The organism is Bartonella sp. MU70NMGDW (assembly GCF_042194085.1).
In the GTDB taxonomy this organism is placed as follows: Bacteria; Pseudomonadota; Alphaproteobacteria; order Rhizobiales; family Rhizobiaceae; genus Bartonella; species Bartonella grahamii.
Map to the genome: position 1 here is coordinate 18,392 of NZ_JBHIMK010000009.1, position 20,276 is coordinate 38,667.

At 37.6% G+C, this 20,276-nt stretch carries 19 protein-coding genes; 15 read left to right on the top strand and 4 right to left on the bottom strand.

Annotation, left to right across the window (positions count from 1 at the left end; translation table 11 throughout):
* The first annotated feature begins 11 nt into the window (after nt 1-11).
* The 4 genes from ACFIKE_RS01840 to ACFIKE_RS01855 are packed head-to-tail and all read left to right on the top strand — an operon-like array spanning nt 12 to nt 3,622.
* Nucleotides 12-1,088, top strand: a complete 1,077-nt coding sequence (locus ACFIKE_RS01840; RefSeq protein ID WP_375625769.1) for a branched-chain amino acid ABC transporter permease — start codon at nt 12-14, stop codon at nt 1,086-1,088.
* Complete coding sequence (locus tag ACFIKE_RS01845; RefSeq protein WP_375625767.1) at nt 1,088-2,146, top strand: branched-chain amino acid ABC transporter permease; 1,059 nt, start codon at nt 1,088-1,090, stop codon at nt 2,144-2,146. The genes ACFIKE_RS01840 and ACFIKE_RS01845 overlap by 1 nt, the downstream gene beginning before the upstream one ends.
* Entirely contained in the window at nt 2,143-2,925 is a 783-nt protein-coding gene (locus tag ACFIKE_RS01850) for an ABC transporter ATP-binding protein (protein WP_375625765.1), read from the top strand. Before ACFIKE_RS01845 ends, ACFIKE_RS01850 begins: the two co-directional genes overlap by 4 nt.
* On the top strand, nt 2,912-3,622 hold the full coding sequence (locus ACFIKE_RS01855; protein WP_375625763.1) for an ABC transporter ATP-binding protein: 711 nt from the start codon (nt 2,912-2,914) through the stop codon (nt 3,620-3,622). The genes ACFIKE_RS01850 and ACFIKE_RS01855 overlap by 14 nt, the downstream gene beginning before the upstream one ends.
* 95 nt (nt 3,623-3,717) lie before the next feature.
* Here the strand turns inward: ACFIKE_RS01855 and gatA are convergent, their stop codons facing one another.
* Both gatA and gatC read right to left on the bottom strand, forming a co-directional pair.
* The gene (gene gatA / locus ACFIKE_RS01860; protein ID WP_375648264.1) at nt 3,718-5,202 is read right to left on the bottom strand and encodes an Asp-tRNA(Asn)/Glu-tRNA(Gln) amidotransferase subunit GatA; all 1,485 of its coding nucleotides are present in this window, start codon (nt 5,200-5,202) and stop codon (nt 3,718-3,720) included.
* Nucleotides 5,203-5,233: 31 nt separating this feature from the next.
* Nucleotides 5,234-5,521 carry an Asp-tRNA(Asn)/Glu-tRNA(Gln) amidotransferase subunit GatC gene (gene gatC, locus ACFIKE_RS01865; protein WP_015856421.1) on the bottom strand — a complete coding sequence of 96 codons (288 nt, stop codon included), beginning with the start codon at nt 5,519-5,521 and terminating at the stop codon, nt 5,234-5,236.
* 137 nt (nt 5,522-5,658) lie between these two features.
* Here gatC and ruvX point away from each other — a divergent pair, with 137 nt between their 5' ends.
* Nucleotides 5,659-6,138: a Holliday junction resolvase RuvX gene (ruvX, locus tag ACFIKE_RS01870; protein WP_375627337.1), complete on the top strand. Its 480-nt coding sequence runs from the start codon at nt 5,659-5,661 to the stop codon at nt 6,136-6,138.
* Here the strand turns inward: ruvX and ACFIKE_RS01875 are convergent.
* The gene (locus ACFIKE_RS01875; RefSeq protein ID WP_273787944.1) at nt 6,123-7,742 is read right to left on the bottom strand and encodes an acyl-CoA dehydrogenase family protein; all 1,620 of its coding nucleotides are present in this window, start codon (nt 7,740-7,742) and stop codon (nt 6,123-6,125) included. The two genes, ruvX and ACFIKE_RS01875, sit on opposite strands and share 16 nt — an antisense overlap.
* Nucleotides 7,743-7,867: 125 nt before the next feature.
* Between ACFIKE_RS01875 and ACFIKE_RS01880 the strand changes: the two genes are divergently transcribed.
* From ACFIKE_RS01880 to dprA, 4 genes are read left to right on the top strand one after another with little or no spacing between them, the layout of a single operon-like run.
* Entirely contained in the window at nt 7,868-8,833 is a 966-nt protein-coding gene (locus ACFIKE_RS01880; protein ID WP_375648265.1) for an aspartate carbamoyltransferase catalytic subunit, read from the top strand.
* Nucleotides 8,830-10,131, top strand: a complete 1,302-nt coding sequence (locus tag ACFIKE_RS01885) for a dihydroorotase (RefSeq protein ID WP_375648266.1) — start codon at nt 8,830-8,832, stop codon at nt 10,129-10,131. The genes ACFIKE_RS01880 and ACFIKE_RS01885 overlap by 4 nt, the downstream gene beginning before the upstream one ends.
* An 11-nt stretch (nt 10,132-10,142) precedes the next feature.
* Complete coding sequence (plsY, locus tag ACFIKE_RS01890) at nt 10,143-10,775, top strand: glycerol-3-phosphate 1-O-acyltransferase PlsY (RefSeq protein WP_375648267.1); 633 nt, start codon at nt 10,143-10,145, stop codon at nt 10,773-10,775.
* Complete coding sequence (gene dprA / locus ACFIKE_RS01895; protein WP_375648268.1) at nt 10,750-11,964, top strand: DNA-processing protein DprA; 1,215 nt, start codon at nt 10,750-10,752, stop codon at nt 11,962-11,964. The genes plsY and dprA overlap by 26 nt, the downstream gene beginning before the upstream one ends.
* On the opposite strand, the gene ACFIKE_RS01900 is transcribed toward dprA, so the two are convergent.
* On the bottom strand, nt 11,894-12,100 hold the full coding sequence (locus ACFIKE_RS01900; RefSeq protein WP_005773510.1) for a hypothetical protein: 207 nt from the start codon (nt 12,098-12,100) through the stop codon (nt 11,894-11,896). The two genes, dprA and ACFIKE_RS01900, sit on opposite strands and share 71 nt — an antisense overlap.
* A 266-nt stretch (nt 12,101-12,366) precedes the next feature.
* On the opposite strand from ACFIKE_RS01900, the gene topA reads away from it, so the two are divergent.
* The 6 genes from topA to ACFIKE_RS01930 all read left to right on the top strand — a co-directional run.
* Entirely contained in the window at nt 12,367-14,940 is a 2,574-nt protein-coding gene (gene topA, locus ACFIKE_RS01905) for a type I DNA topoisomerase (RefSeq protein ID WP_375627332.1), read from the top strand.
* A gap of 3 nt (nt 14,941-14,943) precedes the next feature.
* On the top strand, nt 14,944-17,217 hold the full coding sequence (gene rnr / locus ACFIKE_RS01910; RefSeq protein ID WP_375648269.1) for a ribonuclease R: 2,274 nt from the start codon (nt 14,944-14,946) through the stop codon (nt 17,215-17,217).
* Between the two features lie 288 nt (nt 17,218-17,505).
* Nucleotides 17,506-18,678, top strand: coding sequence for an MFS transporter (locus ACFIKE_RS01915; protein WP_375648270.1), 1,173 nt, complete (start codon nt 17,506-17,508; stop codon nt 18,676-18,678).
* A 104-nt stretch (nt 18,679-18,782) separates the two neighbouring features.
* A complete protein-coding gene (rpmG, locus tag ACFIKE_RS01920; RefSeq protein WP_004864083.1) occupies nt 18,783-18,950 on the top strand; it encodes a 50S ribosomal protein L33 in 168 nt (55 codons plus the stop codon).
* Between the two features lie 330 nt (nt 18,951-19,280).
* Nucleotides 19,281-19,838 carry a thermonuclease family protein gene (locus ACFIKE_RS01925; RefSeq protein WP_375648271.1) on the top strand — a complete coding sequence of 186 codons (558 nt, stop codon included), beginning with the start codon at nt 19,281-19,283 and terminating at the stop codon, nt 19,836-19,838.
* Nucleotides 19,839-19,866: 28 nt separating this feature from the next.
* On the top strand, nt 19,867-20,276 hold a 410-nt coding region (locus ACFIKE_RS01930), incomplete at its 3' end, for a uracil-DNA glycosylase family protein (protein WP_375648272.1).

Here is a 20,276-nt window from a genome sequence, read left to right on the forward strand (position 1 = left end):
AAGGATGAGAGATGAGCACTGAAATGTTCATCCAGTATTTTTTTAATGCACTGGCATTGGGATCTCTTTATGGGCTTATCGCTATTGGTTACACCATGGTCTACGGTATACTGAGACTCATTAATTTTGCTCACGGTGATATCTTCATGCTAGGAGCATATTTTGTTTTCTTTTCCACAATTAGCTTTATGCCTGCTTGGGCAGCACTCCTTCTTTTGTTTCTCGCGGCTCTTATTTATTATTCGGTCTTTATAGGGTTTAAAAAGCGCCCTTCAATTTATTGGATTGCTGTTTTTTTAATCCTTGCGTTAGGTTTTGTTTATTATTTTAAAATTTCTCCACAAGCTTTTACCCCGATTTGGGTTTTAGCTCTTTGTTTTTCTATTTTTATTACAAGTGCAGTGGGTATTGTTGTTGATCAACTTGCCTATAAACCTCTACGCCATGCTCCGCGTATCTCGGCACTTATCGGTGCAATTGGTGTTTCTTTTTTTATTGAAAATCTTTCTACTGTACTCTTTAGTGGTGTTCCAAAAGGTGTAAAACAACCAGATTTTCTTGTAACACCATTTTTATGGCATTTAGGATCAGGAGCAGATGGTATCATTAGAATTGCTCCCATGTCTCTGATCGTTCCCGTTGTGTCATTGATTCTTATTGTTTTACTGTTATGGATTATCCATAAAACAAAACCGGGTCTTGCTATGCGTGCAATCTCCCATGATATTGAAACGACGCGTTTGATGGGTGTGTCTGTCAATAAAGTTATTGCATTTACATTTGGAATAGGCTCAGCTCTTGCCGCTATAGCAGGTATTATGTGGTCTTTACGTTATCCTCAAATTCAGCCTTATATGGGCGTTCTTCCTGGTCTCAAAGCATTTATCGCTGCTGTTATCGGAGGTATTGGTTCGATACCAGGAGCAATGTTGGGAGGATTGTTATTAGGATTTATTGAAATTATGATTATCGCATTTTTCCCCGCGCTATCTGGATATCGAGATGCCTTCGCTTTCATTTTATTGATTCTGATTTTATTGATATTGCCCACAGGATTAATGGGTAAAAAAAGTCAGGAGAAGATCTAATGGCAAAGTCAGTGACAACTGTTTTATCTTGTATAAGTGTTTTAGTTCTCATAGGTTTTTTATTTTATGCTGATAGCCATTTTAATGACTATACGCTTCGTGTCATAAATCTGATTGCTATTAATGCGATATTGGCAATTTCGCTTAATTTGATTTACGGTTTCACAGGTATGTTTTCTCTTGGACATGCTGGATTTATGGCTATTGGTGCTTATGTTTGCGCAATTTTACTTCTTTCCCCTGAACAAAAAGAAATGATGTGGATTCTGGAGCCTATCGCTGAACCATTGTATCATCTGCAATTACCTTTTTTTGTCGCTGTTGTTATAAGTGGTATATGTGCTGCAGTTGTAGGTTTATTGATTGCTTTACCAATATTACGTCTTGGTGGTGATTATCTTGGAATTGCAACATTGGGTTTTGCAGAAATTATTCGCATTGTCATTACGAACGCAACATCGCTTACAAATGGCTCTTTAGGTATCAAGGGAATACCTCAAAATGCAACATTATGGTGGAACTATGGTTGGTTAGCATTTACAGTTCTCTTTATTGTCCTTTTACTGCAAAGCAATACTGGTAACGTATTACGTGCCATTCGTGATGATGAAATTGCTGCGAAAACTATGGGAATTAACGCTTTTTTCTACCGTAGTTTTTCTTTTACTGTTGGAGCGTTTTTTGCAGGTATAGGTGGAGCATTAATGGCTGCTCTTATTTCAACCATTGATCCCAAAATGTTTAATTTTCTTCTAACTTTTAATATTTTGATGATTGTAGTTGCTGGTGGTCTCGGTTCAATTACAGGAAGCATTATTGGCAGCATTATTATTACAGTTATGCTTGAATGGCTTCGTATTATTGAAAGTCCATTTGACTTAGGTTTTATACATATTCCAGAAACACCAGGACTTCGCATGGTTGTTTTTTCTCTTTTATTGCTGGTAATTATCTTGTTTTGGAGAAAAGGGTTGATGGGACAACGAGAATTCTCATGGAATGGAATTTATAGCTTTTTGACACGCAAAAAGCTTTCTAATACTGAGGGAAAGCTATGAACGACACCATCCTTTCACTCAATAATATTATAATGCGTTTTGGCGGATTAGTTGCTGTAAATAATATTAATATGGCAATTAAACGAGGAAGTATTACTGGATTAATTGGTCCTAATGGTGCTGGAAAAACAACAGTTTTCAATATGATTTCTGGATTTTATGCTCCTACAAGCGGCATCATTCTTTTTGATGAGCAAAAAATTTCTGGAGCGCCTCCTTATATTATCTGTAGACGCCATATTGCCAGAACATTTCAAAATATTCGTCTTTTCTCAGGGTTAACGGTTTTGCAGAATGTTATGGTAGGAGCGCATGTTCGACAAAAATATCCTTGGTTTTCTTCAGCTCTATTTTTTTCAAAGGCAATAAAAGAAAAGAAGGAAGTTTATAAAAATTCCTTAGAACTCCTTGAGCAGCTACAACTTGATCACCTTGCTGATCAATCGGCAACAGCTTTACCTTATGGTGTGCAACGACGTCTAGAAATTGCACGCGCGTTAGCCACAAAGCCCAAATTGCTTCTTCTTGATGAACCTGTTGCTGGCATGAATCCACAAGAAAGTGAAGATCTTAGAAAATTCATAGCAAAAGTGCAAAAAGACTTTGATCTTACAATTCTTCTTATTGAGCACGATATGAAAGTGGTTATGGGGCTTTGTCAACATATTTTGGTTATGGAATATGGCTGTTGCATTGCCAATGGTACACCAGATGAAATTCGTAATAACCCTAAAGTTATTGAAGCTTATCTTGGCGGAGATGTTTATGGATATTCTTAAAATAAAAAATCTTTACGTTCATTATGGCGCCATTAAAGCTGTCCAAAATCTTTCTATGTCCATAAAGCGGGGCAGTATTGTCACTTTAATTGGAGCCAATGGTGCAGGAAAAAGCAGTATCGTACGTTCTATTACAGGACTTAATCGCTCTGTTTATGGAAAAATTACCTATAATGGCAAATCCATTATTAAAAAATCACCAGAAGAGATTTTGCGATTAGGTATTGCTCTAAGTCCTGAAGGACGCCGTATCATGCCCCATCTCACTGTTTTAGAGAATCTTCATCTAGGCGCTTATATTCGTCACGATAAGCAGGGAATTTCCCGTGATATTGAATGGATATTTGATCTTTTCCCGCGTCTACGTGAAAGAGCAAAACAGTTAGGAGGAACAATGTCAGGTGGTGAACAACAGATGGTTGCTGTGGGCCGTGCACTCATGAGCAATCCTGATATGGTCATATTAGATGAACCATCGTTGGGGTTGGCACCGCTTCTCGTTCGAGAAATTTTTTCAATTATTCGAAAAATTAATGAGATGGGAAAAACTGTTCTTCTTATTGAACAAAATGCATTTGCTGCGCTTTCTATAGCTGACTATGCTTATATTTTAGAGGTAGGACATATTTTATTTCACGGTGAAGGTAAAACTATGCTCTCCGATTCACGTGTTAAAGAAGCCTATCTTGGTGGATAAAGACTACGAATTGAGGAAATATAGCTCATCCCTCCACCTTTTAAAAAAGCATTTCTCATCCTCAATGAGAAATGCTCCTTTGTGAAGTTCGATTATTACATCCACCATTTTTCTGCACTGAATATCCCTGCTTCTTTTTCAATAATGTGTGCTATCTGAAAAATGACTTCTTCAGCAAAAGGTTTACCAATCAATTGCAATCCTAGAGGCAAACCATTTGATGACAGACCTGCAGGAACAGAGATTCCTGGTAAACCAGCCATATTAACTGGTACCGTAAAAATATCATTAAGATACATTGCTACAGCATCATTTTTTATTTTTTCATCAGCTATACCAAAGGCAGGTGTTAGTGTTGCTGGTGTCAGAATAGCATCAATGCCTGAAGCAAAACATTGATCAAAATCTCGTTTTACGAGTGTTCTTACTTTTTGAGCTCTTAAGTAACAGGCATCATAATAACCAGATGAAAGAACATAAGTCCCAACCAAAATACGTCGCTTGACTTCATCACCAAAACCAACAGAGCGCGTGTTTTCATACATCTCAATGATGTCTTTTCCAGGCACGCGTAGACCAAAACGCACACCATCATAACGTGCTAAATTAGAAGAGGCTTCTGCAGGAGCTATAATATAATAAGAAGGTAGAGCATATTTTGTATAGGGCAAAGAAATGTTCTTAATCTCAGTTCCTGCTTCCTTTAACCAACTTATGCCTTTTTGCCAAAGCTCAATAATTTCTGGAGACATTCCCTCCATATGATATTCTTTTGGAATACCAATTTTCATTCCTTTAATTGATTGACCAAGATAACTTTCATAATCAGGAACTGGTAATTTCACGGAAGTAGAATCTTTTTCATCAAAAGAGGCCATTGATCTTAGTAAGATAGCACAATCACGAACATCTCTGGCAACAGGTCCAGCTTGATCAAGAGATGAAGCAAATGCAACAACACCCCACCGTGAACAACGTCCATAAGTTGGCTTTATTCCTACAGTTCCAGTAAAAGCTGCTGGTTGACGTATTGAGCCACCTGTATCGGTTGCAGTTGCACCAGCGCAAATTTGTGCAGCAACAGCAGCAGCAGATCCTCCTGAAGAACCACCGGGTACGAGTTTTTCATTCGAGCCTTTTTTTCTCCAGGGATTAATAACGGGACCATAATATGATGTTTCGTTGGATGAGCCCATAGCAAACTCATCCATATTAAGTTTTCCTAACATTACAGCGCCGTCTTGCCATAAATTAGCCGTGACAGTTGATTCATAATGCGGTTTAAAACCATCAAGGATATGTGAACAGGCTTGAGTATGAACACCATAGGTTGCAAAAAGATCTTTAATCCCCAAAGGAATTCCTTCTAAAAGCCCTCCCTGCCCTCTCGCTAAGCGACTATCTGATTCAGCAGCCATTTTCATTGCCTGTTCTGCTGTTATTGTTACATAAGCATTCAAAATTGGATTAGCTGATTCTATTGCTTGTAAATAAGCTTCCGTTAATTCTGTTGCTTTGAGATTTTTCTTTGTTAGAGAATCACGAGCTTGCGCAATTGTGAGGGTTGTTAAATCAGTCATATTGGTTCTCAAATTTCAAAAATATAAAAAGTTACTCAACAATTTTTGAGACAAGAAAAAAATTTTCTTCTGTAACAGGGGCATTGGCTACAATATCTGCTGCTTTATCGCCATCTGTAACACTATCTTCACGCATTCGTAGAGTCATCGGCATCACAGATGTTAATGGCTCAACTCCACTGACATCAACTTCATTCAATTGCTCTACAAAACCTAAAATAGCATTGAATTTTTTTGTCACAGGTTCTATCTCATCATCGTGGATAGCAATCCGCGCTAAATGTGCGACCCGCTTGACGGTCTCTTGATCAACAGACATACTACTTACGCCTTTCTGTTTTTATTAATCTTTATTCTGGCTATACAAGGCTGAGCTTGCAAGCGCAAGAATATTAGATAACATGAATGAAGAAATAACTATTAGATATGAAACATTAAAAAACGCATTATACCCTTATGACCGTTATTAATATAAACGAAGTTATGACACATCTTTTGCCTGGACAAACAATAGCAGGCTTAGATTTAGGGACAAAAACTATCGGAATTGCCATTTCTGATATGGGGCTGACTGTCTCAAATCCGCGTCCTGTACTACAACGAAAAAAATTTACAGAAGATGCTTACACACTTATTAAAACTTTTGACCGTGAAAATGTAGGCGTTATTATCATTGGCTTACCCCTTAACATGAATGGAAGCAGCGGTTCTCGTGTTCAAGCAACCAGAGCTTTCGTGAGCAATATGAAAGCTTATACAAAAATTCCATTTGTTTTTTGGGACGAACGTTTGTCAACAATTGCAGCAGAACGTTCTCTTCTAGAAATGAATGTATCGCGCGCTAAAAGAGCAAACCGAATTGATTCGGCAGCCGCTGCTTTTATATTGCAAGGTGCTCTTAATAGAATTCAAAACTTTCATCATATGGAAGGATAGAGGACATTGAGCAAATGCCCTGCATTATATCGTGCAATGAGCATCCCGTAGGAAGATCTCCACTGTCCCCCAAGACGGCTTTCCATATAAGCATTTGCAACATGTTCTATGTCTGTAGAACGTAATGCTGCAGCTGCAGCTGCATAGGCTACCTGTTCGACAAAAAACCTTCCTGCACCTTCATTTGCTGATGCCATATCACCTGCTGACTTAATAATTTCAATTGCTCGTGGTCCCGCTGGTCCAATATCAAGAGCAATTTTTTCTAACAATTTCTGAAACAATCCCGGTGCTTTTTCAGCAATAAGAATGGCATCCTTTACCAATTGATTAGCAGAACTATTTCTCACAATTCGTGCAGGCCCATTATGCAACATTTGTGATAATGGGTTATTCTCTATAAAACTTTCAATACCAAGTTGTGCAATAATTTCGCCAATAATAGGCACAACCAATTGACTTACGTGATAAGCAATAATAGGTGTCATAATGCGGGCAAAAGCTGCTTCAGAACGGTCATTTGCTGCATTGTCAAATGCTCTCGCTAAACGCAAAACCAATGCCTGTGAAGCAGCTATATCTAATGCAATATCTGCAAAAATACGTTCTGTCAGTGGTGGTAAAGGTTGATTGGGCATTTTTTTCCGGAAAAAATCTATGCCAAATTGAAGAGCCGCTCGCAAAACACCTGCCGATATGACCGATTGATCGAAACGCATCATCGTCTCGATATCTTTAATAACTTTAAGCCCTTCTCCAGCATTTCCCAAAAGCCAACCATAACTGCCTTGGAAATCAACAACGCCCTCTGGTGTTAAAAGTTCTCCAGAACGCTGAATTAAATGACGAATCGATATAAATCCATTTAATGCGCCATTTTCTTGTATGCGTGGAATAAAAAAACAACTTAAATGGCCATTTAAATCTGCACTAACAAGATATCCATCAGCGGTAGGATTAATAACATTGGTTTTTACAACATTTAAACGATATAGATCACGTTCCATACTTTCATCGAAAGAAATCTTCTTAACACTTGGAAAATTAAAAGCGTATTTTTCAATATCATCAAATGCACAAGTTAGAGAAGCAGCCTTTTTATGATGAATAGGCTTTGATGAGGAATCATATTGGCGTGATAAAAGTACATTTTGCCATTTTTTGAAGAGCTCTATATCACTAATTAAAACAGCAATAGCTGCACTCGTTATGATAACTTCATTCAAATGCCCTGTTTCTAAACCGGCAGATAAAGCTAAACGAATCGCACGCGCTTGATAGCGTACTCCATTTTCTGAGCTCGTATTTTCCCAAAGCGAGGTAACCAAACCTGCTTGTCTAGAATATTGCTGAAGAGCTTGATAGGAAGAATGGATCTCTAATTTTTCCGTTGGTTGCCCCCATTCATCGTTATAACACAATAAAGGCTTATAATGATTCGCCAAGCAAGAGAGTTTCCATGCTTCTCGACTCGCTGCAAAATCTCCTATTTCTTCAAAGCTTGCTAACAAAAACTTAGGCAAAGTAGAGGCAATACGAAACATAAGCGTATCGCTAAGAAATGTATTTTTTCGACGATTATTTTGCGCAGATACAGCACTCATAGGTATATTCCTACATTCAAACCATTCATATCATAGACTATTTGTCTTTTTAGAGTTAAGAAACATTTATCATATTCAAACAAATGCTTGTTTAACCTGTTTAGAGAGAGATAAAGAAGAATGCTATGATTCAAGATAATTTTTTTCCACTTTTCCCTCATCAACATCTTTTAGCTATTAAAGATCTAAGTGTACAAGATCTTAATACATTGCTTGATCGTGCAGAAGCAAATGTTATCCTTTCTAACAAAATTGATAAAATAAAATCTACTTTGCATGAACGGACTCAAATTAATCTCTTTTTTGAAGCCTCTACGCGAACACAATCTTCTTTTGAATTAGCGGGTAAAAGGCTAGGTGCACACGTGATGAGTCTTGCGATCGGCAACTCATCTGTAAAAAAAGGAGAAACATTACTTGATACAGCTACAACTCTCAATGCGATGAAGCCGGATATACTGGTTTTTCGCCATAACAGTGCAGGAGCGGCAGCTTTATTAGCGCAAAAAGTTGATTGTTGTGTCATTAATGCAGGTGATGGTGCTCATGAACATCCAACACAGGCTTTATTAGACGCTCTAACCATTAAAAGAGCAAAAGGTCGTATTGAAGGATTAACTGTTGCGATTTGTGGAGATATCTTACACTCACGTGTTGCCCGTTCCAATATCCTGAGTCTCAATGCTTTGGGTGCTCGTGTTCGTGTTGTTGCTCCCTCAACACTCTTGCCCGCAGAAATCGCTCATATGAGTGTTGAGGTTTTTAACACGATGAAAGAAGGTCTTAAAAATGCTGACGTTATCATGATGTTGCGCTTACAGCATGAACGGATGACAGGTTCTTTTATTCCCTCTACGCATGAATATTTCCATTATTTTGGCTTACATAAAGAAAATTTAGCCTATGCCAAAAATGATTCCATTATTCTGCATCCTGGACCAATAAACCGTGGTGTAGAGATTGCATCTGACATAGCAGATGGACCACAAAGTATGATTCATACACAAGTAGAAATGGGAATTGCAGTGCGTATGGCGGTCATGGAGGCTTTATTAGATTCACGCGCAAAGATCAGTGGAGAAAAAAAATGATAAAACCAATTGTTTTTCAAAATGCTCGTATTATTGATCCTTCGCGCGCAATCGATGAAATTGGTACAGTTATTGTTGAAAATGGACGGATTATAGCTGCTGGAAAAGAAGCTCTGAATCAGGGTTTCCCAGAAGAAGCAGAAATTGTTAACGCACAAAACAAAGCAATTCTCCCTGGCCTTGTTGATGCGCGCGTTTTTGTTGGAGAATTAGGAAATGAACACTGTGAAACAATCGCATCAACAAGTCAATCCGCCGCCGCAGGTGGTATTACTTCTTTCCTCATGATGCCAGATACGCGTCCAATCATTGATAATGTGGCACTTGTTGAATTTATTAGGCATACAGTACAAGAAAAGTCATCGGTCAATATTTATCCCGTTGCTGCGATCACACAAGGTTTCAACGGACAGCAAATAGCGGAATTCGGCTTACTAAAAGCTGCAGGAGCTGTTGCCTTTTGTGAAGGAAAAAAAACGCTTCAAAGTTCATCTGTTATGCGACGTGCAATGACTTATGCGCGTGATTTTGATGTTCCATTGATGCATGAAACGCAAGATAAAGATCTTACAGGACAAGGTGTGATGAATGAAGGACTGCTCGCCAGTTGGCTTGGTCTTTCTGGCATCCCCCGCGAAGCAGAAGTTATCCCACTTGAAAGGGATCTGCGATTAGCAGTATTAACGCAAACACGCTATCATGCCGCTCAAATATCAACAGCACTCTCTGCTGATGCACTTCGTTTAGGTAAAAAACGCAGTGAGAAAATTTCAGCGGGTATATCTATTAATCATTTATCTTTCAATGAAAATGACATTGGTGAATATCGCACCTCTTTTCGCTTAATGCCCCCATTGCGTACAGAAGAAGACCGTATAGCAATGATTGAAGCAATAAAGGATGGGACTATAGATGTTATTGTCTCTTCTCATGATCCTCAGAGTAACGATACAAAACATTTACCATTTAATGACGCGGCGGTTGGCGCTATTGGTATGGAGACTTTATTGAGTGCAGCCTTACGCCTTTACCATGATGAGAGCCTATCTCTTTTACGGATAACTGAACTTTTGTCAACGGCGCCTGCAAAGCTCTTTGGACTCAATGCAGGAACACTGAGGAAAGGTGCTCATGCAGACCTTATTGTGGTTGATCTTGAAGAACCATGGGTTGTTTCGAAAGAGAATCTCTATTCACGTTCAAAAAATACCCCTTTTGAGAATGCACGTTTTCAAGGACGCGTGCTCCAGACCTTTGTGAAAGGGAAAACCGTTTTTAAATTTGATCAACAAACTTAATGAGATTCTTAATGAATGAAGCAGAAATATTTTTTCAGTCCACTCCATGGTTTATTTTCCTCATATCTTATCTCATTGGCTCGATTCCATTTGGTCTTCTTTTAACGAGATTAGCCAAACTTGGCGATGTGAGAACAATTGGTTCCGGCAATATTGGAGCTACAAATGTTTTACGAACAGGAAATAAAAAACTTGCTACTCTAACACTTCTTTGTGATATGTTGAAAGGAACTATCGTTGTTTTCGTTATAAAGTTTTTTAGTGATCCGCTAGACAATAGTATCCTTGTTTCTCTAGCAGGTTTTTTTGTTTTCTTAGGACATCTTTTCCCCATATGGCTTAAATTTAAAGGTGGCAAAGGTGTTGCTACCTATCTAGGGGTCTGCTTAGGAATCTATTGGCCTGCAGCAATTATTTTTATTATTGTATGGATAACGATTTTTCTCCTCACACGCTATTCTTCATTATCCGCACTCATTTCTGTTGTTATAACTGCGATATTTGTTTTTTACTTTTCCGATCCTTATTTCTATTTTATGCTGATTGTGATGAGCATATTTGTGTATATAAAGCATTACGCAAATATCGGTAGATTATTAATTGGGGAAGAAAGTAAGATTGGGACTCAAAACGGGGATAAATAAAGGAATCCTGCTCACTGATCGTCAACGTCTAAATTGGTTACGGTTGTTGCGCAGTGAAAATATTGGAGCTGTTAGTTTTCGCAATCTCATTGATCATTATAAAACAGCAGAATCTGCTCTGGCAGCGTTGCCAGAGCTTAGCAGAAAAGGTGGTGGTTCTGTATCTATTAAAATAGCAAGCTTAGAAGATGCAGAAAAAGAAATACAAAAAGCTAAAAGATTAGGTGTTCGGTTTATCGGTATGGGAGAACCAGATTATCCAGCTTTTCTTAAGGTTACAGAAGCCCCTCCGCCGCTTATTGCTATTAAAGGTAATGTTTCAATTTTTCAAAAAACTTCTATTGGAATTATAGGTTCTCGAAATGCTTCAGCTGCGGGAAAAAAGCTTACGGCTCAATTTGCGCGTTTTCTCGGAGAAGCAGACTTTATAACAATTTCTGGGCTCGCTCGTGGAATTGATAGCGTTGCGCATCAAGCAAGTTTAAAAACAGGAACTGTTGCAGTCATGGCTGGGGGAATTGATCATATCTATCCTCCTGAAAATAAAAAGTTGCATGAAGATATTATCGCCAACGGTGGAGCCATCATCAGCGAAATGCCCATTTCTTGGAAGCCGCGTGCTATCGATTTTCCAAGAAGAAACCGTATTATTGCAGCTCTATCACTTGGTCTCTTGGTTGTAGAGGCAGCCCTGCGCTCAGGGTCCTTAATTACCGCACGTCAAGCAGCTGAAATGGGACGGTTAATTTTTGCCATTCCCGGTTCACCACTTGATCCAAGATCTGTTGGTACAAACAATCTTATCAAGGACGGTGCTCTACTCACCACACATCCTTCTGACATCATAGAAACACTTACGCCATTAATTTCACCGCTTCCAAATTCGCAACTCAATTTTTTTGAGGAACCATCCTCTTTACAACTTGAAAAGGAGAATTTCAATTTAGAAGATGAAAAAAACAGCAGCCCCTCTTTAGCAGGTGATGATGCAGCACGTGCAGCAGTTCTCTCCGCTCTTTCAACAACGCCAATCGATTTAGACACACTCAGTACCCACACAGGTGTTCCACTTCCAACTCTCTACCTCTTGTTGGTAGAACTCGACCTTGCTGGAAAGCTTATTCGACACTCTGGTGGTTGTGTGTCATTGTCGAATCTTGATCTTCCCCAAGAGCCTCAGCACTATTAATAATGCTTTGCCCTTCTTTGGCAACCATATCCAAAAGCAATGCTAAAAGCGGACTATGCGCCTGACGCGCCATCTGATTCATTTGCTTAGACATGTCTGTAATATATTGGATAACTTTTAAATGATTTATAAACATAATCCTCTATCCTTGAGCACTTCCCCCTCCTACCTCTCAATAGACGCTATCTTAGTATTTCGCCGTATGTTCCTGTAATAACAGTGGAAAGTAAATCGTGTAATTCTATATAGGGTGTATTCTAATAATAACAATCATAAGTTGTACAATATTCATGTTTTTTATATGGCTAATATTTTTTTATGTGCTCTTAAGCAATTGTCATTAGCTATTCGCGTAAAAGGCGTTTATAAAAAAGTTTTTTATTTCAATATTTGGGTAAAATTATGAATATCGTTATCGTTGAATCTCCAGCAAAAGCAAAAACAATAAATAAATATCTTGGGTCTCAATACAAAGTTGTTGCATCATTTGGACATGTTCGTGATTTGCCTGCAAAAGATGGTTCTGTTTTACCAGATCAAGATTTTTCTATGAAATGGGATATAGATTCTGCTGCCGCTAAACGTTTAAATGAAATAGCAAAAGCCGTTAAAGAAGCCGATAGCCTTATATTAGCAACAGACCCTGATCGTGAAGGGGAAGCTATTTCATGGCATATTCTGGATGTTCTTCGTCAAAAAAAAGTTTTAAAAGATAAACCTATTAAAAGAGTTGTCTTCAATGCCATCACCAAAAAGTCTGTGCTTGATGCTATGAACAATCCACGTGATATTGATACATCACTTGTAGATGCTTATCTTGCACGTCGCGCACTTGATTATCTCGTTGGTTTTACACTTTCACCTGTTTTATGGCGGAAACTCCCTGGTGCACGTTCAGCAGGACGCGTTCAATCAGTTGCTTTGCGTATTATTTGTGATCGTGAAGCAGAAATAGAACATTTTATCAAAGAAGATTATTGGTCCGTTACAACACAATTAAAAACCATCCGAAATGATAGTTTCCAAGCAAGATTGACAATGTTTAATCAACGAAAAATAGGCAAGCTTGATATTCAATCTCAAGAACAAGCAGATCAAATTCGCTTTATGTTGGAGAAAGCCCAATATCATACACTCAGTGTTGAAGCAAAACCTACAAAGAGAAATCCTCTTCCTCCATTTACAACCTCCACACTACAACAAGCAGCTTCTTCAAAATTAGGATTTTCAGCTTCTCGCACTATGCAAATTGCCCAAAAGCTTTATGAAGGCATTGAAATTAATGGTGAAACGGCTGGGCTTATCACTTATATGCGTACCGATGGTGTGCAAATAGCACCAGAGGCTATTGATTCAGCACGAAAAGTTATTCATGAAACTTTCGGTAAAGACTATATTCCTGAAAAACCACGTTTTTATTCAACAAAGGCAAAAAATGCACAGGAAGCACACGAAGCGATCCGTCCAACAGATTTTCAACGCAATCCTAGTCAAGTCCGTAATTTTCTCGATAGCGATCAAGCAAAGCTCTATGAGCTGATATGGAAGCGTGCTATTGCCAGCCAAATGCGTTCTGCTGAAATTGAACGCACAACTGTTGAAATTGAAGCACAACAAGGAGAAAACCGTGCAAATCTAAGAGCAACAGGATCTGTTATTCGCTTTGATGGCTTTATTTCCGTCTACACCGATCAACGAGACGAAGAAAATAATGAAGAAAATGAAACAACACGTTTACCACAAATAAACACTGGTGAAGCACTTACAAAAGAAAAAGTTGAATCTGTACAGCATACGACAGAGCCCCCTTCTCGTTATTCTGAAGCTTCATTAATTAAAAAGCTTGAGGAGTTAGGAATTGGTCGTCCTTCAACTTATGCCTCCACATTGGCGACATTGTGTGACCGTGGATATATTGTAATTGATAAACGAAAGCTTATTCCCGATGCTAAGGGACGAATTGTTACAGCCTTTCTTGAAAATTTTTTTAATCGCTATGTAGAATATGGTTTCACAGCAGATCTTGAAGAAAAGCTGGATCTTATCTCTGATGGGAAACTTTCTTGGAAAGACGTATTGCGAGATTTTTGGGATGGATTTAATGCATCTATTAGCAATATCCAAGAACTCCGTATAACCAATGTTCTTGATGTTTTAAATGTAACATTAGCACCTCTCGCCTTTCCTGAACGCGAAGATGGAAGTGATGTGCGTTCCTGTCCTCTTTGTAAAAATGGTCAATTATCATTAAAACTCGGTCGTTATGGTGCTTTTGTTGGCTGTTCCAATTATCCCGAATGTAAGTATACACGCCAACTTGGTACAGATACTGGAGAAGAGAATGAAACTGTACGCAATGATGAACCTGTTATACTTGGTATTGACCCTGAAACAGGAAAAGATATCTCTCTTCGCAATGGCCGGTTTGGTCCCTATATTCAACTTGGTGAAAGCAAAGAAGTTAAGCGTGCAGGACTACCAAAAGAATGGCAGGCAGAAAATGTAACCCTTGATAAAGCCTTGGCTTTACTATCCCTTCCCCGTGAAATTGGCATTCATCCTGAAACTGGAAAAACAATCACAGCTACGATTGGACGATATGGTCCCTATCTTAGCCATAACGGAAAATCTGCACGCCTTCTTCATGCAGATGAAGTTTTTGATATTGGTATCAATCGCGCTGTTACAGTATTGGCAGAACAACAAGAAAACAAAACCAAGCAAAGCAGAACAACATCTGCAGCATTGGCAACATTAGGAGAGCATCCCGAAGGAGGAACTATTACCGTGCGCAACGGGCGTTATGGTCCTTATGTCAATTGGGGTAAAATTAATGCAACATTGCCAAAAGATAAAGATCCCATTAGTGTAACACTGGCAGAGGCATTAGAACTTATATCGGCTAAAGCATCGAGTAAAAAAACAACTTCAAAAAGAGCTTCTTCTAAAACAAAAGCAAAAATAAAAGAGACATAAATTTTGGCTAAAGGTAAAAAAAACATAAATTATCTCTCTACATTCAAGGGGAAAAATTTTCCCAATAAGGAAGAAATCCTTTCCTTTATAAATGAGAATCCTAACCACTCAAGTAAACGAGAAATCGCCAAAGCTTTTAACTTAAAAGGCGATTCTCGTATTTGGCTTAGAGATATATTACGTGAGTTGAAGGATCAAAATCTTATATCTAAACAACACAAAAGAGCAATAAACAAAGGAAAATTACCCCCTGTTACTTTAGTAAAAATTAGCGGACGTGATAAAGATGGGAGTTTTATTGCACAACCTCTTGAATGGGAAGATTCTCCAAAGCCCAATATTGAAATACACTCTTTTCATCACATAAAAGGAAGTAGCATTGGTGTTGGAGATCATATTCTTGTAAAAGTTTTTCGAAATAAAAATTCTGAAAGCTCAAGCCCCCCTTATACGGGACGAATTATTCGTAAAATTGATATATCTCCCAAAAGCGCATTTGCTGTTGTAAGAAAATTTGAAAATAATCAATGGCGCCTTGATCCTATAGACCGCAAAACCAATGAACTCATTGTTGAAATGTCTCCAGAAATGAAGATTGTAGTCGGTGATCTCGTTGAAGTCGAAATTAAAAAAAATACTGGTTACGGATTAAAGAGCGCAAAAATAAAAAATGTTTTAGGGCATATTAAGAGTGAAAAAACACTCTCAATGATAGCACTTCTTTCGAAAGGAATTCCTTATATTTTTCCTGAAAGTGTTCTTGAGCAAGTCAAACATATCAAAGCTGCCAATATGGATAATCGTGAAGATTGGCGACAGTTACCATTTATTACAATTGATCCACCAGATGCAAAAGACCATGATGATGCAGTTTATGCAACCAAGGATAAGGACCCAGCAAATAATGATGGTTGGATTATTATTGTGGCCATTGCAGATGTTTCTTACTATATCAAAACAGGAAGCGCATTAGATAAAGAAGCTTTGAAACGCGGAAATTCTGTTTATTTTCCCGATACCGTTGTGCCAATGTTACCTGAGCGCCTTTCTCATGATTTATGTTCTCTGCGTGAAGGAAAAGAAAGACCAGCTTTAGCCGTTCGTATGATTTTTGATGCAAATGGTAATAAACGAAAACATAGTTTTCATCGTACTATGATTCGTGTAAGAGCCAAGCTTTCTTATCAAGAAGTACAATTGGCAATTGAAGGTAATATAAATGAAAAAACAGCCGCTCTTTTTGAGAGCATTTTGCAACCCTTATGGGAAGCCTATACATGCCTTAAAGCTGCGCGAAATCGTCGCCAACCACTAGAATTAGAAATTGCAGAAAAAAAGATTATTCTTGATCAAAATGGATGCATAAAAGATGTTGTGAGTGAAACACAATTAGAAGCGCATCGTTTAATTGAAGAGTTTATGATACAAGCCAATATTGCAGCTTCTGAAACATTAAAACAACATCACCAGCCCCTCATTTATCGTATTCATGAAAAACCTTCTCTTGCTAAGCAAGAAATACTTCGGAGCTTTCTTCAAAGTTTGGGGATACCACTCTCCCGCGGAAGCGAACTTACCTCAGCGCGCCTTAATAGCATTCTGGCAAAAATGACGAATACACCACAAAAAGAATTGATCAACCAAGTTATTCTGCGCTCACAATCTCAAGCTGAGTATAATCCCAAAAATATCGGCCACTTTGGTTTAAACCTACATAATTATACACATTTTACATCCCCTATCCGCCGTTATGCTGATCTTATTATTCATCGAGCACTCATTAAAACGCTGAAATTAGGAAATGATCAGTTAACAGATACACAAGAACAAAATCTCGCAGAAATTGCTACGCAAATTTCTTTATATGAACGCCGTGCAATGATGGCTGAAAGGGAAACTATTGATCGGCTTGTTGCTCACTATTTAACGAATAAAATCGGCCGTATTTTTACAGGTCGCATTTCCGGAGTTACAAAAGCAGGTCTTTTTATCTCACTTGATAAACTCAACACAGATGGTTTTGTCCATATTTCTACACTTAAAAATGATTATTATCATTTTGATGAAGCCCATCATGTTCTTGTAGGACAGCGTAGCCATAAAGGCTATCAGCTCAGTGATGTTGTAGAAGTAAAACTTATAATGGTACAACCTTTTGCTGGCGCTTTATGCTTTGAACTCTTAACAAAACCTCGTCCAATAAAATTTTCACCGACATCTTACCATAAAAACAAATTTAAAAAACAAAAGCATACTTTTTATGGGAGAAAAAATTAAGCTTCTTATCCTCCATTAAATAGAATATGAATAATAAAAGAATGAATAACTTCAAATTAAGAAATGACTTATATTATATAATATTTTTATTATTTTATGTGTACAATCTTCTTTCTTTAATATACAAGAGGATAAATTTTATTGCTATCTCTATAATAACCATATAGAAATCTTGCAGTTTTTTATACTCAAGGAATGAGAAAAACTGCAAAGAATAGTTTTGGCTCCCTTTCATTTCAGCTCATCTTTTTATTGTTTAAATAAACAAAAGTACCTTAAGCCATTCTCATGAAAAAAAAAGCTTTTAACTCTCAAAACAATTCTTTGCGTGCAATTATTGCAGCTATTGTAACTATTGGCACCGTTGGAACAGCATTGGGAATAGGAACACAACTTGTCTCTCTTCTTATGGCAGAGAAAGGTATTTCCAATAGTATGATCGGCTATAGTGGAACTGTTGGTGGATTTGCCACAATTGTTGCAGCTATTTTTACTTCTCGAATCGCCCTATGCTTAAGCATTTCTAAAACGATATTATTTATGATGGCCATAGGATCGTTAAGTTTTTTAGGATTCTATTTTTTCGAATCCATATGGGTTTGGTTCATTTTAAGGTTTATATTACATTTTACTATGACGGTTATGTTTATCCTGTCAGAGTTTTGGATCAACAGTTATGCTCCCCCTAAAAGACGTGGTTTGGTTCTTTCCATTTATGCTATTGTCCTAGGATTAGGGTTTGCGATAGGTCCAACGCTATTAGCAAAAGTGGGAACACAAGGATTTATTCCTTTTGCTGTTGGTTATAGTCTTATTATATTAGCTGCTATCCCAATTCTTGCCGCTTGGAAATTAAGTCCAGAATTTCAAAAAAGCCAATATACACCATTTTTTCGTTATCTTTTTCACGTTCCAAGCGCTATGATGGCAGTACTTGTTTACGGTGCTATTCAAATGGGCGCATTAACTCTTATTACACCCTTTAGTTTATCCATTGGTTATAATGAGAATGAAGCAGCACACTTTATGGCAGCCCTTGCGCTCGGAAATGTTTTCCTCTTAATTCCTATTAGCATTATAAGCGATTATGCCAAAGATCGACGCTATCCGCTGATAAGTTGCGCTATCTTAGGTTTTGTGGGAACTTTCATGGTACCATGGATCATTCAATATCCATGGATTCTAATGCTTGATCTGTTCCTTCTTGGTGGTGTATCAGCGAGCCTTTATACAATCGGTCTTGCACATCTAGGGGCACGTCTCAAGGGACAAGAACTTGCTGCTGCTAATTCTGCTTTTATTTTTTGCTATGGAATTGGTATGCTTATCGGGCCGACCGTTATCGGAAAATCCATGGATATCTTTAATCCTTTCGGTTTTTCAATAGCTATAGCTGTTTTTTTTAGTTTATATGTCACTTTGGTGTTTGTCCAACTTATAAGAAAATTAATCAGCTCTTGACTTTTTTGAGAACATCCGTAGTGTTGCTGGAAAATCTGATGACATCAAAAATAGGTTTTGATAGCAAGATAATATTTTTTCAGTATAAATAGGGTTCTTACATTATGGCTAAAGCAGCAACCATTAAGATCAAGCTTTTATCAACTGCAGATACCGGTTTTTTCTATGTAACAAAGAAAAACAGCCGTACAATGACAGATAAAATGAGCAAGCGTAAATATGATCCAGTTGTAAAAAAGCACGTTGAATTTAAAGAAACAAAAATTAAATAAATAGACTTATCATTGAATTGATAGATTTTATACTCCAAAAGGAATGTGGGGATATTGCTCTTCAACGTTATTTTTTGAGGGGTGTTTTTTGTTCCCTTAAGTTTAAAAAGTTTACTTTAAAATTTGTATGTTTTGTACGAATTTGGATAAGTTGATTTATTATTTAAGTTGCTTACATATATTCTACATGAGTATTGATTATTGTGCTATCTAACGAGATTTTTTCATTAAAACGAGACATTGTTTCGTCATATAAATGGAATTTTGGACGAATTATAAGCAATACTAAAATAGAGTGCGTTATAATAATGTTAGCAGTTTCTTGGTTTCATGAAAAAAAATTCTCATTTTAATCTAAGAAGTTTTAAAAAAATTACCGGTTTCAGTATTTTTGTCGCTGCTAGCTTTCTTATCGTTATGTCAATTTATTTTAAGCAGAACCAGCAGTTGCCTCAAAAAGAAAAATTTTTTTCTCAAAACTCTGTTAAAGGAAATGCACTAATCATTGATGGTGATTCTATCATGATTTCTTCAATTAGGATTCGACTTGCTGGAATTGATGCTCCTGAACTCCACCAATTTTGTGGAAAAAAGGAGAAACGCTACCCTTGTGGGCTTGAGGCAAAAAAATATTTAGAAAAACTAATAGAAAATCAAACTGTTACATGTCTCTGGCATAAAACAGACCAATACCGTCGTATCCTTGCAACATGTAAAACAAAACAAGTTAGCAATATCAACGCGACGCTTGTACATAATGGTTGGGCTGTAAGTTATTATGAATATCCCAAAGAAGAACAAGAAGCTAGAAGGAAAAAGAAAGGAATATGGGCATCAAGTTTTCAACGACCGCGAGAATGGCGCAAAGCAAATCCTCGCACAGAATAAGAAAAATATTTTTTAATTTCATTGACCAATGAAACGATGTGATAAAATTATTAAACTTGAAAAAAAAATCTATTCCTGTCGTGTTTGTATCCAACAACCACATTATTTTCCTCCTCTTCCTCACGAACCAAATCCCGTCGTTTATTTATCCGATACGGCTTCGATTGCAATTGCAGGACAAGCACCAGGATTGCGTGTCCATGAAACTTCTATCCCTTTTAATGATCGCTCTGGCAAAAGGCTACGTGATTGGCTGGGGGTAACGAAAGAAGAATTTTATAACAAATCCCTTTTTGCTATTGTTCCTATGGGATTTTGTTTTCCAGGTTATGACAACAATAAAGCTGATTTACCACCAAGGCGTGAATGTCGAGAAATATGGCATGAAAAGATATTTCAAGCGATGCCTCAAATAAAGCTTGTTCTTGCTATTGGCAG